The organism is Vibrio sp. 10N.261.46.E11 (assembly GCF_041472735.1).
GTDB lineage: Bacteria > Pseudomonadota > Gammaproteobacteria > Enterobacterales > Vibrionaceae > Vibrio.
This window is the reverse complement of the sequence record NZ_JBFRQW010000004.1, coordinates 36,575-52,341: the sequence shown is the minus strand read 5'-3', so window position 1 is coordinate 52,341 and position 15,767 is coordinate 36,575. Positions and strand designations below refer to the sequence as shown.

The window sequence follows — 15,767 nt, the reverse complement described above, 5'->3', positions numbered from 1 at the left end:
GTGTAATACCGTGTAATTGAGCGGAGCATTGTTAGGCACTAGATTCGTCGGAAACAAAATCTATTTCGTAAACATGGCTGAAAAGGGTGGGGGGGATAGAGCTCTTCGGTTTATGGAAGGGAAGGAGATTTTGTGTAACGGTTTAACATTAAGGAGCTTCAAATGCGTATAAATAAATGGATGTGTAAGCTGGCACCGATAGCTGTAATAATTGGTGTGTTTTCATCAGGCAGTGCCACGGCTAGCTGCAGTACGGACCCTTTCATAGGTTCTGTGTGTGTAACAGCAGCAGATTTTTGCCCTGCTCCGTATTATATGAAAGCGGAAGGTCAATATTTGCCAATCAGTGAATGGCAAGCGCTGTATTCCTTATTGGGTACAAACTTTGGTGGCGATGCTAGAACCAACTTCCAGCTGCCAGATATGCGTGGCCGCACCGCAATAGGTCAAGGGTTTGGGCCTGGTTTGAGAGCTGTAGCATTAGCTCAACGTGGTGGTGAGGATTTCATTAGACTAACCCAGAGTCATCTGCCGCCTCACAGGCATACGGTCGGGAGTGGTGTCCGAGTTAATGCGAGTAATGTCAATATTGACGTTGCTGTGGAAGTACCACTTTCTACCAGTTCAGGAACCAGTCATAAGGTACCGGCGAGTGGCGCTACATTTTTAAACACGGTAGGAAAAGATAACTTCGGTGACAATGACGAAGTGAAGATCTATGGAAGCGCTGGAACCTCGGGAGCGCATTTAGTCGGAACGGGGAAGTCTGAGGTGCAGTTTGGTAATAATATTTTCGTGGAAGGTGAGGTGGAGTCTACGGGGGAGGGGGAGGAGTTTGAAAACAGACAGCCTTTTGTCGGGCTTACCCACTGTATTGCAGTGAATGGTACTTATCCCTCTAGGTATTAAATTCCTCTGTAAGGGAATTGTGGTGCTTGAGTAAGGATAAGCTTCTCAACGTGCACAGGCCTTACGAAACGACAGAATCGCTTGGTGATCACAGGTGAGTTACTAGGATCTTTAACTCATCTTTGCCCCATTGTTTTTTCGAACAAGGTTCTAAAGTGCAACTAGTGGCTCATGATGTTATCAATTATCTAATGTCATTTTTGAATCGAGAAAAGACTTATGAGCAAGAAAATGTTATCAGAAAAAGAACAGCTTAAGGGTATTGCACCTGACACTGCCACGCGGATAAACTGCAGAAGTTTCATGGGTTCAAAAAAGGGGGGGATCCTCAGAAGCAACTACAAAGGCGTTTCACAGTCGCTGAATTTATAAGGAACGTAATAGCGAACAAATGGCCTGATGGATGATGAGGGAAGGAAAGTGGCGACCATAAATGTTTATAGTCATAATGCTAAAATTTAATGAGTGCTGAGGGGATAATAGCTCAGCACTCCAGATTGCGACAAAACCCTATTTAGGGGCTTTAACTGTCTTATTTATTCGACAATATATTTTGTCATCAAGTTACTATTCAGTGTTATACCAAGTCCAATAGTGTCAGGAACGTGAACATAACCGTCTTGAAGACCTTCTTTATTAGCAACAAGATCTGTATATAGTGGGCTATCGCTTTGTGAGTATTCCATTAGATCGCCATCAGGAAGTGAGGCTAGAAACTGAATGGTGGCAGCATTAAGAATACCAGTGCTAAACCCGTGTGGTACTAACTTAACACCGTGATATCGAGCTAACTCATAGATGCGTTTCATCTCAGTAAAGCCACCACAGCGAGTAATATCGGGTTGAATAATGTCAACCTTAGAGTTTTCTAGAAACGCCTTAAACTCAAATCTTGTGGTTAGAGATTCGCCACCAGCCAACTTAGGTAATACCTTATCTGAGATCTTCGCATAACTTTCTGGTATGTCAGCTAATACAGGCTCTTCAACCCAGTTAAGGTTATACTTTTCAAGTCGCTTACACATATCAACAGTGTGGCCAACAGTGTGCCATTTTGAAGCTAGATCTATTTGTAACTCAATAGAATCGCCAATCTCTTCACGAACATGACGAACAATTTCAATGTCGGTTTCTGGATCATCACCAAATACACCACCTCCAAACTTAATACTAGTAAACCCTTGATCAACTAGTTTCCTTGCGATCGCTCGGTTATTTTCTGGTTTTGCGTCTGGAATAAATGTGCCGTATGCTCTAATTTTATCTCTATACTTGCCGCCAAGTAATGTATGAATAGGAACCTGATAAAATTGACTTGCGATATCCCACAGAGCAATGTCGATTGCGCTAATTGCGTGGATGCCAAGACCTCTTCGGCCCATATAGTTAGAACGATAATACATTAGCTCCCACAACCGCTCTATCTCTAAGGCATTTTCGCCAACAATGATACTTTTTAAACCTTCACAGTAGAAATTTGTGCTAGGGGCTTCTATCACTGATTTTACGCCAAGTGGTGAAGAGTCAGCTTCACCATAACCAACTAGACCTTGATCTGTTGTCACTTTTATAATAACGGCGTCTTCTCCCCAAGTGCATGTTTCATCAACATTAGGGACGCGTAGGTGGATAACTTCAACGTCTTTAATTTTTGGAGCATTCATCAGTTTACCTCACTAGGTAATTTTATTAATTGTGTGTTTTTACTTTCGTCTTCGAAATCGTGCGTAGATAAAAATACTTTCAACCCATATATGCACAACAGTAGAACAATAATAAATGGAGCAGCAGTTAGAACAACAGCTGTCTTAAGAGTGGATAATGAGGCATCAATGTAAAGCATGCTAAGAGGCAAAACGCTTAACATTACGCACCAAAATAGACGCAAAGCCTTAGATGGGTCTTCGTTTTGCTTCAACCCTTTAACGCTAACTGCCGCAACAGTGTAGGCGGTAGCATCTAGGTGAGATGCAAGGAATATCATCATTAGTACGAAGTAGAAAACAGAAAGGAATGTGCCAAATGGCAATGCGCTGATTAGTTGAGAAATAGCCAAATCACCACTAACTGTAGACAATATTTCAGGAGAGTTAATGACGCCAGAATTGAACATATCAATAGCGTAACCACTTAGGCTACCAAAGAAGAACCAGCAACCAGCACAGCCGCCAGATACTAAGCCAATGATAACTTCACGAATCGTTCTGCCTTTTGAGATGCGAGTAACGAAAATAGCAACAGCAGGTGTATAAGTTACCCAGTATAGCCAGTAGAACACTGTCCAATCTTTGTTGAAAGAGCCGTCATTAGTCGCATCGGTAAATAAACTCATTTCTACAAAGTTAGAAATTGTTAAACCAATAGAGTTAACAAGGAAGTCTACGATAAAGGCTGTGTCGCCAAGTAGAAGAACAACAAGACCGAAAACAAAAGTCATGCCGCATGCAGCTTTTGCAATCTTTTGAAGACCTTCACCGATACCTATGTACGAACTTAGTGTAAACGTGAGTGTAATTACAGCCAATAAAACGGCTTGAAATAAAAATGTGTTATCAAATTCGAACAGCTCAGAAAATCCAGTTGATACTGTGTTAACTGTTACGGTGGTGGTAAGTATTAGACCGCCAAATGTTGCAAACAAAAATGTAAGGTTAATCGCAATACCAATAACTTTGCTCACGGGACTATCTTCTTTCATGCCAGTAATTGCAGCGATTAGTGAGGCAAGGTTTAGACCTTTGCTTCTATTAACATGAAAGTGGTACGCCATAGTTATTGCACATAGTGCATAAATAGACCAGGGTGTGAATCCCCAGTGGAAGAATACATAAGAAAGACTAGTTCTTAGTGACTCATTAGTTTGAGAGTCTATATTTAGCCCGATGCTATTATAATAATAAGCCCATTCCATGAACGCCCAATACATCGTTGCTGAGCCAAGACCCGCACAAATAAACATAAATATCCAACTCATGTTTGTGTATTCAGGCTTGCCGTCACCTAGTTTAATTGTTCCGTATCGACTGGCAGCTATAGCAAAAACGATGCATACGCTTACAAAACCAAGCAATTGGACGGATGACCCAATGCTGTTTGTTAAGCCTGAAAACATGCTTTTAGCTACTTCTTGCGAGGCATCAGGAAAGACCATTAGCATTGCGATAGTGCTAAATACAAACGCTAAACTGATTACTATGAGCGATATATCGACACTAGATTTCTCTGATTGTGGTAAATCCACATGTGTAGTTGTTGTCATTTTGCGACCCTTTAGTTTATGACATTCTGTTAGTTACATTGATAAATGTTATATCCACCGCTGAATGTTAAGCGCTAAAGGGTCATAATCAACCAATGTTTACGCGCGGGTGAATAACAAAACGTTATGAAGACCATAGAAGTAAAAAGAGAATTCCCACGAATTCCTCACTATGACTGGCTTACCTCATTTATAATTTCAGCAGAGAAAAATAGCTTTACATTGGCGAGTCGTGATCTTAATCAAACGCAAGCTGCAATCAGCAAGCACATAACAAAGCTCGAAAGTATGCTTTGCGTAAAATTATTTCACAGAAATGGAAATGTAATTCGACTAACTCCAGATGGTGAGCGTTTTTATAACGAGATAAAAATACCTTATTTTTCTCTTAGGAACTCGATTATTGACTTCAATAACAGTTCTCAGAATTTCAATCTGAACATTGAATCTGAGCCAGTAATTAGCAAGACAATCATTAGCTCACATTTGCCAAAATTCCTTTCTAGCAATCCTAACGTCCTAATCAATGAAGTATTGACAACCAATACCTTGGAATTTTCAGACAACACCGAACTTGCCATTAAATGGGGAGAGATGGATGATTGGGAGGATTTTGACGTTAAATTTCTTACGAGTTTATGTTATGTCCCTGTCTGTTCGCCCGAGTATCAACAATCTAAAGGGCTGTTTAATGCAAAAGACCTATGCAAGAAAAACGTGCATTTAATCCATGATAGAGACACAACAGATTGGCAATATTGGTCTAATAAATACAGCAACGTTGGTCTGCAAGTCGGCACTGGTCATACAGTTGGGCAATCAGACTTGTTAGCCGAGTTTGCTAAAAATGGGATTGGCGTTGCGCTATGCGGTATTGATCTAATCAGAGAACAGCTAGATGAAAAAAAACTAATTATTCCATTCCCAAAGATGAGCATAACGCATCATAAGGCTTATTATATATTGACAAGGAAAGGCGCATCACTCTCAACTCAAGCTGTACGTTTTATATCATTCTTGCATGAAGAAATTGGCGACAATGTTGGTTATGATTAAGAGTATCTATTTAACGATAGAGTAGGGAATATAGATGGAGGGGCTATTGGTTGTTTTTGCAAGGAAAGCAAACCAACGATAATTTAAATATTTGGTAGCGGCTAACAATGCATCCGTTGGTACTTATGCATTGTCAGCCGCAATAATGTGTACCATCAAAAATGGGCGCAACGTTAAGCGACATTCAATACCTTTAGTTATCCACGAATTGCTAATTTAGAGTAAGTCCTGACTCACTTTTGTCCAAAAACGAGTTTGTCTAACCAATCTCCTCACACCCCAACACCGCCACAAACGCATCCAAGTATTGTTCAATAGTCAGATCCGCAGACACTGGCGGTAGTTCTAAGGTAATACACGGTAGGTTTCTTTCTTGGCACCATGTGCCGAATGAGCCTGGGGTTTCGTAATCGACGTCTTCGACGAGTGGTAGGTTGAACTGCTTGCCTAGCCAAGTGGCGAGTTCTGATTGAGTTGGGTCGTCGACCATGGCGAGTGGTTCGTGGAAAGAGATGACGAATTTGGGTTGGCGTTGCTCAATGAGGTTAATGAGCGACTGCACTTCCGGTTCAAGTTGATCAGCTTGGCCTGTTTTCACTTTTACATCTCTGACTGGGGAGTGAGAACTCCAGCGATAGACGGTGCCGTTTTTAGTCCAGTTTTGTGTCGGAAAGGCGCGGTTGAGATCGACTTGGTTAGCGTTGGCTCGGGTACCTAGTTGATTGCCGTCTGGGTTCATCGACAGGATCACATCGTGTCGTAAGTTAGCGGCAGGTAAGCTTCTTAGCGCGCAAGATAAACCCGCGATAGATGCGGTCTCATCGCCGTGTGTGCCCGCTAAGATCAGCCCGCGAGATTCGCTTTCTACTTGTGCGGGGAAATAGAGCAAAGGCGCACCCAACACCGATTTTCCATATGACAGCGGCTTTATCGAAAACGCAGCTCTTTCCGTTCTTGGAATTAAACTCACCTTAATCTCCTGATTGATCAAGTAGTATCAAAGTGTCACTACTATTTAGATGACCTCTATTAAATAAACCATAGCGTCAAAACTCGTCAACCGTCGCATTGTTAATTTTATTACTTTGCTTCAAAGATAGGCTAGGAGAGCAAAAAAACATGGATTTTAAAAAACATTCAACGGCTTTACTCATTTCATCTTTATTGACCCCTTTTATCTCAGTGACTGCCGTTGCTGAAACCTTCCCTGCTGGTGTTTCACTGGCGAAAGAACAACATTTGGTGCGAGCCAATGATGCAGAAGCAGCGACACTCGATCCGGCGAAGGCAGAAGGCTTGCCTGAAATGCACATTCTGCGTGACCTATTTGAAGGTTTAGTGATTCAAGACCGCGATGGCAATATTACCCCGGGTGTTGCACAGTCTTGGGAAACCGAAGACAACCAGACGTTTGTATTCCACTTGCGTAAAGACGCGCAATGGTCGAATGGCGATCCGGTGACAGCCGATGATTTTGTGTATGCGATACGACGCGCGGTCGACCCGAAACTCGCTTCGCCAAATGTTTGGTATCTTAAGCTTACTCAAATCAACAACATTGCTGACGTAGCTGAAGGTAAGAAGCCCGTTGAAGAGCTCGGTATCTCGGCGGTTGATAAGCACACGGTGAAATTCGAGCTCGATAGTAAAGTGCCTTACTTTGTCGCGATGACGGGCCACACCTCAATGATGCCAGTTCATAAGGCAACGCTAGAAAACAGAGATAAGCCGTGGAGCGATCCGAAGCAGTTTGTTGGCAATGGTGCGTTTGTTTTAGGCGAGTGGGTGGTGAACGAACGCATTGAACTGAAGAAGAACCCGAAATATTGGGACAGTTCAGATACGCACTTAACCCAAGTGACTTACATTCCGTTTGAGAACCAGAATGCGTCGATTAACCGTTATGCGGTGGGCGAGGTCGATATTACGTCTGATGTGCCGCCACACATGGCGCAGCAGCTAAAAATGAAATATCAAGACGCGTATACAGCGGTACCTTTATTGTGTACTTACTATTACGCGTTCAATACCACGCGGCCTCCGTTTGATGATGCGCGAGTGCGGAAAGCGGTGTCTTATTCCATGATGCGTAATGTGATTACTAATGGAGTGACTCAAGTAGGTAACTTACCAGCTTATACCTTTGCTCATGAATACACGGCAGGTTTTGATGCCACTCAACCTGAGTACAGTACATGGATTCAAAGGGAGCGTGACCAAAAGGCGAAAGAGTTGCTGAAAGAAGCCGGATACGATGCGTCTAACCCGCTAGATTTTAGATTGCTTTACAACACCAGCGAATCGAATAAGTCGATTGCGGTGGCGATTGCATCCATGCTGAAAAGTAATCTAGGCGCGCAAGTTGAGTTGGAAAACCAAGAGTGGAAATCTTACTTAGTATCACGTCGACAAGGTGATTTTGATGTGATGCGAGCATCTTGGTGTGGTGACTACAATGAAGCGTCGACCTTCTTGAGCTTATTGCGCTCGGAGTCTTCAGGTAACTTTGCGCGTTACAACAACGACAAGTACGACGCAGCGATGGACAGCGCCCTAGCCGCTACCAGCGAACAAGATCGCCAAGGTTTCTATGACCAAGCGGAGCAGTTACTGGCTGAAGATATGCCGATCGCGCCAATCTACTACTATATGCAAGCTCGCCTAGTGCGACCAAGTGTCGGTGGCTTTGCCAAGAACAACGTAGAAGGCCGAATCTATTCTAAGGATCTTTATATCAAGCAGTAAAAAGCTTTGAACATTATATAAATATAAAATCCCCATTTGCTGACAAGGCGAATGGGGATTTTAGTTACTAGGGGGTAGTAATTTTATCTTCTAACTTGTTTCAGGTTTTAGATAGCCACCATAGTCGAGGCTTTCTTCATTGCTTCTTTCGTTGAACACTCAATCACGTTCGCGTTTGCAAAGCGGTGAGCGTCTTTCACTTGAATATCGTGAGCCAAGATAACTAGCTTCGCGTTCGCTACATCTAGGTCGCTGATGCGGTTCTGAATACCGTTTTGACCTTGAGTTTCTACCTTAATCTTAAACACTAAAGTTAATCATCTATAAAGTTAACTAGATCAAAACTAAAAAAGACTCCGCTCTAGCTTATGGCTAACAGTGGAGTCTTTATGTATGGCTTCTAAATAAGCTCAGCTTTTAGAAAGGATGATACTTAAATACGTCTTCAACCATTGAGTTAAGCAAATCGATGTCGTCACAGGTTTTCGCGTAGGTACGCAGGCCTGCTATCTGGACTTGAACATGACGAGCAAGTTGAGCGGGTTCACGCTCTTTGCTGATCTCACCTAGCTCTTGAGCTTCGGTAATCAGCTTAGCGAACTCGCCTTCCATGATCTTCAGTGATTTCTTGGCTTCTTCTAATAATTCAGCGTGCTCACCCGTCAGTTCAGCTACTGTTTTAGCCAGCATACACATGCCGTTAGGCGCGCTTTTTTTCGATTCGACAACGGCACGTTTTACGAAGTTTTCTAGTGCTTTGATTGGAGAGTCGGTTTCGCTGCGCGAGCGGTTCAGGTTGAGAATGCCGAGTTCGGTATAACGAGCTAATGTTTCTTTAAACAAGCCTTCTTTGCTGCCAAAAGCCGCGTAGATGCTGCCCGGACGCATATCAATCACGTCCTGTAGATTGCGCATAGAAGTTGCGTGAAAACCTTTTTCCCAATACAGATTAGTCGCTTTATCTACTACGTCTTGTCTATCGAACTTTGCTGTCTTGGCCATAACATCTACTTCATTAATCTGAACATATGTTCAATATTTTAAGATGAACGTTCGTTCCAGTAAAGGAGTGTCTGGTTACTCTGGCAATCTCGCAAAGATCGAGAGCATCAATCGGAAATAAAAAACTCTATTCATCAACAACTTCGACTGTTTTATGCTGCGCGCCGTAATAGGTGCCTTCATCGATAGTGTACATCAGAGTTTCTTCACACTCAGGGCAGTCGAACTCTTCATTGGGTTCGATTGTTTCCTCTTCTACCCATTCCCAACCAATGTGTTCTTCGCAAGTGGGGCAATCCATAAAAATATCTCTCAGTGGTCATCGCATATTTACAGCGATTCTCTATTTAACGGGCTCGGCAGTATACATATTTGAGACTGAATATATAGATGATCGTGAGTGAACAGCTTGGTAAGGGTTACACAGTGAGTGCTGATCTACCACTTTATGATTATGCAATGAGTGTCAATTTTTAGTCACTGCGTCAGAGGAATGTTGTTACACGTATTTTTCGTCTGGTTAAGTCAGATAGTTAACAGTTTCATTGATAAATCAATGAGTTTTATAAGGTTAAATGTTAACGTCCTCTGTGCTGAACTGTGTGGTTAGGTCATGGTTTACATGGGTCAGCTTGAATAATTATAGAGTCACCATTAAGGCGCACCCGTTAGAAGGAAGCCTAATTCGATGACTGAGAAGATTTGTTAGTTGTTAGGGAAATAATAATGAATTTAACCGATATGTCATTTAAGCAAAAAATCATCGCTTTGCTTATCTTACCGATCTTAGGGTTTTTATGGCTTAGTGTTTCTGCCATTTCAAAAGGCGTAGAAACCACCAGTGAAATGTCGTCATTAAACCAACTTACGCGTTTGTCGGTTGTGTACAGTGAGTTGGTGCACGAGTTACAGAAAGAGCGTGGTATGACCGCTGGTTTTATCGGCTCACAGGGAAACAAGTTTGGCAGTGAGCTAAAAGCACAAAGAATTAACGCAGACAGCAAACGCAATCAAAGAACCGAGTACTGGCAGTCTGAAGAAATCGATTTATCGCAGATCACGCGTCTGAATACTGAAATCAGCCAAAGCTTCAACCAAATTACTTCGATTCGCAATAGAGTGGATTCTCAATCAATTCCGCTTTCTGAAGCATTAGGTTACTACACCAAACTTAATGCTAAGTTATTGAGTGTATCTGCATTAATTGCTGAGCTAAGTACTGATGCCACCATCACGACAGAAACCATCGCCTACTATAATTTTCTACAAGGCAAAGAGCGTGCGGGTATCGAACGTGCGGTTCTCAACAACACCTTTTCTAAAAATGAATTTGGCCCGGGTATGCTGGTTAAATTCATCTCTTTGGTAACCGAGCAAAATACATATTTTGCGAACTTTGAAGTTTTGGGTAACCCAGATAACGTTGATTTCTTTAAACAGCAACTGAATGATCGCTCGGTGGCTGAAGTGGAAAAACTTCGTGATGTGGCTGAATCGAAAATGAGTGATTTTGATGTCGATCCTGTTTATTGGTTTGCTCAATCGACGGCACGAATTGTTCAGCTGAAGAAGACCGAAAATCAGTTAGCACAGTCTCTTATTACACTGACTGATCAGAAAACTCAGCAAGCTCAATCAGCAATGATGGGCAGCATTGTGATGTTTGTTGTGATCACTTTGTTCGCAACTTTTGTTAGCTTCAAAGCCATTACTGATTTAACGACTCGAGTTAAAGATCTAACGCGAGTACTTTCTAAAGTCCGAAATGACAATGACTTAACCGTTCGTGCGACTTACGAAGGTAATAGTGAGCTGGGTCAAATCTCATCGTCGCTTAATGAAACATTAGAGAAGTTTTCTCAAGTTATCGATAACCTATCTCAATCTAGCCTGACACTTGCTTCAGCAGCAGAAGAGACGGCGCAAACTTGCCAATACAACTCAAGCACCTTAGTTGAACAGCAAGACCAGATTGGCTTGATTGCGACAGCAACAGAAGAGCTATCAGCGACGGTGAATGAAGTCGCGGCTAAAACACAGCAAACGGCAAGCTCAGCGAAGATCGCTAATGAACAATCACAGCAAGGCTTAAGCACGGTTCAACAATCTTATGAGTCGATAGAAACCTTGGCTTCTGAGATTAACGGCCTCGCTGAAAAAATCACTCATCTACACGAAAGCAGCAACAACATTAACAGTGTGATTGATGTGATTAAATCTGTTGCCGAACAAACCAATTTGTTAGCGTTAAATGCAGCGATTGAAGCCGCTCGAGCAGGTGAACAAGGTCGTGGTTTTGCTGTCGTAGCCGATGAAGTTCGTACTTTGGCTCAGCGTACGCAACAGTCCACTTCGGAAATTGAAGGCTTCATTAACTCGCTACAATCTGACGTGCAAACAGCGTTCAATGTGATTGATAACAGCAAGAAGATGTCTTCAAGAGCGGTTGAAGACTCACGAGGAGTAGAACAGACCCTGCAAGATATTTCAGGGGCTGTGAGCGAAATATTCAGCATGGCAGAGCAGATCGCAACCGCAACTGAAGAGCAAGCAGTAGTGACTCAAGATATTGCTCAGAACGTTGTCGCGGTAGAGCAGAAGTCGACAGAATCTACGACAGGCGCAACGCAAATTGCTGCAACAGCCAAAGAACAAGCTGAACTGGCGGCTTCACTGAAAGATATCGCAGGTACGTTTAAGAGCTAACTAACCAAGCACCTAACAAGAAGTAAAAAAGCCCGTTAGTCACTTCATCAATAGCAGGACTAATGGGCTTTTTGTATCTGCTCCCTTCTAAATGGCAAAAGATAGTCTATTCAAGTGGGATTTATCCCATAAACCAAGAGATAAAAATCAACGCACCAAAACCGAATGTTGCCATCAGTGCCGTGTCGCCACCGGCTGCTGTGTAGCTGCCCTCGGTTTGTAGGTGAGGGAAGTCAGGCCTACGAACCTTAACCACCATTGCGAGTGGTCCCCAAATAGCTAGGAACACCAACACCATGCCCGCATAATCCAGCATGCTCACAAACTGGCTCGCGAACAACTCTGCTAATACTAAAGGCAGTACAAAGGTCAGAGCGTAAGCCATTAGCTTGTTGTTGGTTACAGCGTCTTTGTTTTGGTCATACAGCGCCATGGATACACCAAGGAAAGAGGTCACCAGTGCCAATGCTGAGAACAGCGCAATAACTACCTTCAACCAAGCAGACTGCCCGCTAAACGCCGAGATCAGTTCTGAAATGTTATGGAACTGGCTGATAGCGTCTGTACCAAGGTTACCGATAATCGCGAACAACCAAGTTAGGTAGCAGATTAGTGGAATCACTGACCCAAGCAGAATCATGTTACGGATCTGCTTTTGAGTCGCTTCACGGTTGTAGATAACCAGTGACGGGATCACCACCATAGAGGCAAAGCTAGTAAAGATAACCGCGCTATATTGCACCACGTCATTGGCCGTGTATTGGCTAATTTGAGTGAGGTAATCTAGACGGATATTGCTAAACAGAGAAGCGATAACAATGAACAGCATTACCACCATCATGATGAATAGGCCACGGTTCAACTTATCGATATAAGACTTACCCGCGACTACAATCACACCCATCAATAGGCTGAAAACGGTATAAGCAGCGGGTGTAGAGATGTCTACGCCAACATCCAGCAGTAGCTTATGGATTATGTCGCCCACGCCCAAGATATAAGCGATCAGCATACATACTAGCAGCAGATAAAAGAGTGCATTGATAAAGTGTTTACCTTTGCTGCCCAGAGTGAGGTAAGCAACACTGCTCATGCCGCTGTTGTCTTTCGTTTTGGTGCACGCTTCTGCCAGTAGAAGAGCAGAGTAAGTGGTGCCGATAAAGATAAGTAGCATCAGCACTGAGCTGATCATGAAGCCAAATTGGGCCAACACCATGGGAATAGCAAGCATGCCTGCCCCTAATGCAGTTCCCGAAAGGATTAGGGAACTGCCGAATAATTTCATATTCAAAAAAAACAACCTCTAGCGATCCAATTAATTTTTGTTTGGATTGTAAATAATTGTTTCCAAGACTAACAAAATACTCAGTAAAGATAGGGGTTAAATTCTAATTATTTTTGAATTTTTCTAAAAAACTTACAAAGGTATTTCGGAGTGTTATCTGTGATCGTTTGAAGTATTTTCTTGGTGATTGTATTTGTTGTTTTAGTTAACGTTTATTCATTGTTGGATGATCTAGCAGTCAGAAATATTCGATTAGAAAGAAGTATGTTTCGCGATTATCTTCGCTAGTGTCACAACCCCTTCTTGCCACTCTTTACTCTCTTCGATGTTCGCTACCGTGAAGCGCAAGCAGTGTTTATATTGATCGTTTGTCCCAAATACTGTGCCAGGTAATATTCCCAATTTGTGCTTCAAACAATCTTGATAAATTGCGTAGCTATCGACCGATTCAGGTAACGTGATCCAGTTTAGAAAAGATCCCTCAGGCTTTGACAGATGGTAGCGGCCAACAAGGTGTTCATAGCCATCAAGCGCTTGTATTAACAGGCTTTGGAATTGCTTTTGATTGACTTGGTAGAGTCGCTTCATCTTAGACAAATGACTTCGATATTTCCCCGTAGTGAGGAAGTGCCCAACCGCTGATTGCATTAAATTGGAGCTGCCCATGTTGTCGCATAATAGGTATTTTTCAACTTGAGCTTGGTAACGACCTGAGAGTAACCAGCCAATACGCAAGCGAGAATCTAAGGTCTTGGACAAAGAGTTGACGTAAATGACTCGATCTTGGTCATCAAGCTCTTTGAGGCTGGCAATGGGTGTGTCGAATGCCAAGCTACCGAATACATCGTCTTCGATAATCGGTAAAGATCCGGAGATATCCAGTAATGCCTTTCGGTTAGCCAATGGCATTCGTGAACCCGTTGGATTGGTAAAGTTTGGTGTTAGCAGTAAGGTTTTTACTTCCCATTTGTTCAACGAACTTTGTAGTGATGGAATATCAATGCCGTGGCTAGCACTGCTTGGAATTTCTAGTGCTTGCAAACCAAGCGATTCAAGTAAAAGCAGATTGCCGAAGTAACAGGGCGATTCGACCGCCACGATGTCTCCCGGTTTGGTTAATGCACGTAAAGCCAGACTGATCGCCTGTTGAGCACCATGTGTAATCGCAATCTCATTCGATCCCGCAGGTACGCCTAGATCATGGGTGATCTTTAACAACTGCTTCACTAATTGCTCATCGCCGGGAGGTAATTGGTAATAACCGGGAAGTTGAGTTTGCAAACGGCTATGGCGACCGATTTCGGCGTACAAGCTACGAATGGCAGGGTTATTAATGTTCGGGTGTGCTGAACCTGCCAACAATTTTAGACGGCCTTTTGGGCGAGAGAGAACTGATTTAGTCACGGAAAGCAGATCGACTTTTTGAGGCTGGCTTGGTGCATCCCAGCTGGTGGTATTGGGTGCTTTAACGCGATAACCTGATTTAGGCACTGAATAAACCCAGCCCGTCGCTTCCAGTTCTTGATAAGCGCGAATCACGGTGTTTTTGCTCACACCGAGTTGTTCACTGAGTTGACGAATAGAAGGCAAGCGGTCGTCTGGGTGAAAGAGCCCTTTATCGATCTGAGCCTTAATGTGTTGTTCTATAGCGAGATATTTATTGCCGCTGAGTTCTACTTCCACGCATCCTCCTTGTTACTTATACTCAATCTGTAACCATTTAAAGTGTTGTGTCTGTATCTTTATAAGTTATCTGTACCCAACTAAGGTAACAGCATTGATGAAGAGTTGACCAGAGGTTTGTGATGCTGATTAAAATGATTCCGTTTGTGTTTGTACTATTGTGGTCGTCAGGCTTTGTTGGCGCCCGTCTTGGTGTTGAATACGCTGAACCCGCAACGTTACTTTCACTTAGGATGGTAGCCAACGTGGCGCTATTCTTGGTTTTGATTTCAATCCTTAAGCGTCGTATTCCTCGTGGCCGAGCATTTTTCCACGCTTGTGTGGTGGGTATCTTGATTCATGGCTTCTACCTTGGTGGCACTTATCTCGCGATTGATATGGGTATGCCCGCCGGGTTGAGTTCTCTGCTTGTTGGCTTACAACCGATTCTGACAGCGTTGATCATGATCAGCTGTACCTCGCAGCGTTTTAATTTCGCACAATGGTTAGGTTTAGCACTTGGTTTCGCAGGTATTAGCTTGGTGCTGATGGGCAATATTGAGTGGCAGTCAGACGACCAAAAAGTCATGGCAACTTTGTTGTGTTTGGTTTCTTTGGTTGGTATCACGGTCGGTACCTTGTATCAGAAACGCTTTTGTCAGGGCACAGATATGGTCGGTGGCGCGATGGTGCAGTACTTGGCTGCAGCAGCATTGTTCTTACCTTTTGCAATGCGCTACGAAACTATGCAGGTGAACTGGACCATTGAGTTCACGTTAACTCTGGCTTGGCTAGTGATTGTTTTATCGTGCATTGCTATTTTATTGCTGCTTTACATGGTAGAGCATGGCGCTTCTTCAAGTGTGGCATCGGTGTTTTACTTAGTTCCACCCACAACAGCCATTCAAGCATGGCTCATTTTTGGAGAGTCGTTCGACATTTATGGCGCAATAGGCTTCGCGTTGTCAGCGACCGCTGTTTATCTGGTGGTGAAAAAGCCTGAGTTGATTAAGTTCCGCAGACGAACAGCATTAGAGAGGTAATGTGTCTACCAAAAATTATACCAATCGTAGTAACTAACTGGTCACCCTAGCTTGTTAAAAATCTCGATAACTTCGTTAGAATTTTTGATTGTAGAATAAC

General features: G+C 43.1%; 12 protein-coding genes and 1 pseudogene. 5 read left to right on the top strand and 8 right to left on the bottom strand.

The window, feature by feature from the left end; all coding sequences use genetic code 11:
• Positions 1-162 precede the first annotated feature (162 nt).
• Complete coding sequence (locus AB4407_RS02285) at positions 163-909, top strand: phage tail protein (RefSeq protein WP_372118198.1); 747 nt, start codon at positions 163-165, stop codon at positions 907-909.
• 536 nt (positions 910-1,445) lie between these two features.
• Here AB4407_RS02285 and AB4407_RS02280 read toward each other — a convergent pair.
• The gene (locus AB4407_RS02280; protein ID WP_136980213.1) at positions 1,446-2,573 is read right to left on the bottom strand and encodes a mandelate racemase/muconate lactonizing enzyme family protein; all 1,128 of its coding nucleotides are present in this window, start codon (positions 2,571-2,573) and stop codon (positions 1,446-1,448) included.
• Positions 2,573-4,168 carry a BCCT family transporter gene (locus tag AB4407_RS02275; RefSeq protein WP_372118194.1) on the bottom strand — a complete coding sequence of 532 codons (1,596 nt, stop codon included), beginning with the start codon at positions 4,166-4,168 and terminating at the stop codon, positions 2,573-2,575. Before AB4407_RS02275 ends, AB4407_RS02280 begins: the two co-directional genes overlap by 1 nt.
• 126 nt (positions 4,169-4,294) lie before the next feature.
• Between AB4407_RS02275 and AB4407_RS02270 the strand changes: the two genes are divergently transcribed.
• The gene (locus AB4407_RS02270) at positions 4,295-5,224 is read left to right on the top strand and encodes a LysR substrate-binding domain-containing protein (protein WP_372118192.1); all 930 of its coding nucleotides are present in this window, start codon (positions 4,295-4,297) and stop codon (positions 5,222-5,224) included.
• Between the two features lie 259 nt (positions 5,225-5,483).
• Here AB4407_RS02270 and mpaA read toward each other — a convergent pair whose 3' ends face one another.
• Complete coding sequence (mpaA, locus tag AB4407_RS02265; protein WP_372118189.1) at positions 5,484-6,194, bottom strand: murein tripeptide amidase MpaA; 711 nt, start codon at positions 6,192-6,194, stop codon at positions 5,484-5,486.
• 149 nt (positions 6,195-6,343) lie between these two features.
• Between mpaA and AB4407_RS02260 the strand changes: the two genes are divergently transcribed.
• On the top strand, positions 6,344-7,969 hold the full coding sequence (locus AB4407_RS02260; RefSeq protein WP_372118186.1) for an ABC transporter substrate-binding protein: 1,626 nt from the start codon (positions 6,344-6,346) through the stop codon (positions 7,967-7,969).
• A 107-nt stretch (positions 7,970-8,076) separates the two neighbouring features.
• On the opposite strand, the pseudogene AB4407_RS02255 reads toward AB4407_RS02260, so the two are convergent.
• The 3 genes and pseudogenes from AB4407_RS02255 to AB4407_RS02245 all read right to left on the bottom strand — a co-directional run.
• Positions 8,077-8,271: pseudogene (locus tag AB4407_RS02255) on the bottom strand (PTS fructose transporter subunit IIB); the annotation flags it as partial.
• A gap of 115 nt (positions 8,272-8,386) precedes the next feature.
• Positions 8,387-8,971: a TetR/AcrR family transcriptional regulator gene (locus AB4407_RS02250; protein ID WP_372118184.1), complete on the bottom strand. Its 585-nt coding sequence runs from the start codon at positions 8,969-8,971 to the stop codon at positions 8,387-8,389.
• A gap of 127 nt (positions 8,972-9,098) precedes the next feature.
• On the bottom strand, positions 9,099-9,272 hold the full coding sequence (locus AB4407_RS02245) for a hypothetical protein (RefSeq protein ID WP_372118181.1): 174 nt from the start codon (positions 9,270-9,272) through the stop codon (positions 9,099-9,101).
• Between the two features lie 425 nt (positions 9,273-9,697).
• On the opposite strand from AB4407_RS02245, the gene AB4407_RS02240 reads away from it, so the two are divergent.
• Positions 9,698-11,677, top strand: a complete 1,980-nt coding sequence (locus AB4407_RS02240) for a methyl-accepting chemotaxis protein (RefSeq protein WP_372118179.1) — start codon at positions 9,698-9,700, stop codon at positions 11,675-11,677.
• A gap of 121 nt (positions 11,678-11,798) precedes the next feature.
• On the opposite strand, the gene AB4407_RS02235 is transcribed toward AB4407_RS02240, so the two are convergent.
• On the bottom strand, positions 11,799-12,962 hold the full coding sequence (locus AB4407_RS02235; protein ID WP_372118371.1) for an amino acid permease: 1,164 nt from the start codon (positions 12,960-12,962) through the stop codon (positions 11,799-11,801).
• A 252-nt stretch (positions 12,963-13,214) separates the two neighbouring features.
• Positions 13,215-14,645: a PLP-dependent aminotransferase family protein gene (locus AB4407_RS02230; RefSeq protein ID WP_372118177.1), complete on the bottom strand. Its 1,431-nt coding sequence runs from the start codon at positions 14,643-14,645 to the stop codon at positions 13,215-13,217.
• A gap of 122 nt (positions 14,646-14,767) precedes the next feature.
• Here AB4407_RS02230 and AB4407_RS02225 point away from each other — a divergent pair, with 122 nt between their 5' ends.
• The gene (locus tag AB4407_RS02225) at positions 14,768-15,667 is read left to right on the top strand and encodes a DMT family transporter (RefSeq protein WP_372118175.1); all 900 of its coding nucleotides are present in this window, start codon (positions 14,768-14,770) and stop codon (positions 15,665-15,667) included.
• The last annotated feature ends 100 nt before the right edge of the window (positions 15,668-15,767 follow it).

What these genes read in the sequence shown, in the direction of transcription:
- AB4407_RS02280 (WP_136980213.1), bottom strand. Translation starts at nt 2,573, where the DNA reads ATGAATGCTCCAAAAATTAAAGACGTTGAAGTTATCCACCTACGCGTC.
- AB4407_RS02235 (WP_372118371.1), bottom strand. Translation starts at nt 12,962, where the DNA reads ATGAAATTATTCGGCAGTTCCCTAATCCTTTCGGGAACTGCATTAGGG.
- AB4407_RS02240 (WP_372118179.1), top strand. Translation starts at nt 9,698, where the DNA reads ATGAATTTAACCGATATGTCATTTAAGCAAAAAATCATCGCTTTGCTT.
- AB4407_RS02225 (WP_372118175.1), top strand. Translation starts at nt 14,768, where the DNA reads ATGCTGATTAAAATGATTCCGTTTGTGTTTGTACTATTGTGGTCGTCA.
- AB4407_RS02250 (WP_372118184.1), bottom strand. Translation starts at nt 8,971, where the DNA reads ATGGCCAAGACAGCAAAGTTCGATAGACAAGACGTAGTAGATAAAGCG.
- AB4407_RS02285 (WP_372118198.1), top strand. Translation starts at nt 163, where the DNA reads ATGCGTATAAATAAATGGATGTGTAAGCTGGCACCGATAGCTGTAATA.
- AB4407_RS02275 (WP_372118194.1), bottom strand. Translation starts at nt 4,168, where the DNA reads ATGACAACAACTACACATGTGGATTTACCACAATCAGAGAAATCTAGT.
- AB4407_RS02270 (WP_372118192.1), top strand. Translation starts at nt 4,295, where the DNA reads ATGAAGACCATAGAAGTAAAAAGAGAATTCCCACGAATTCCTCACTAT.
- AB4407_RS02245 (WP_372118181.1), bottom strand. Translation starts at nt 9,272, where the DNA reads ATGGATTGCCCCACTTGCGAAGAACACATTGGTTGGGAATGGGTAGAA.
- AB4407_RS02260 (WP_372118186.1), top strand. Translation starts at nt 6,344, where the DNA reads ATGGATTTTAAAAAACATTCAACGGCTTTACTCATTTCATCTTTATTG.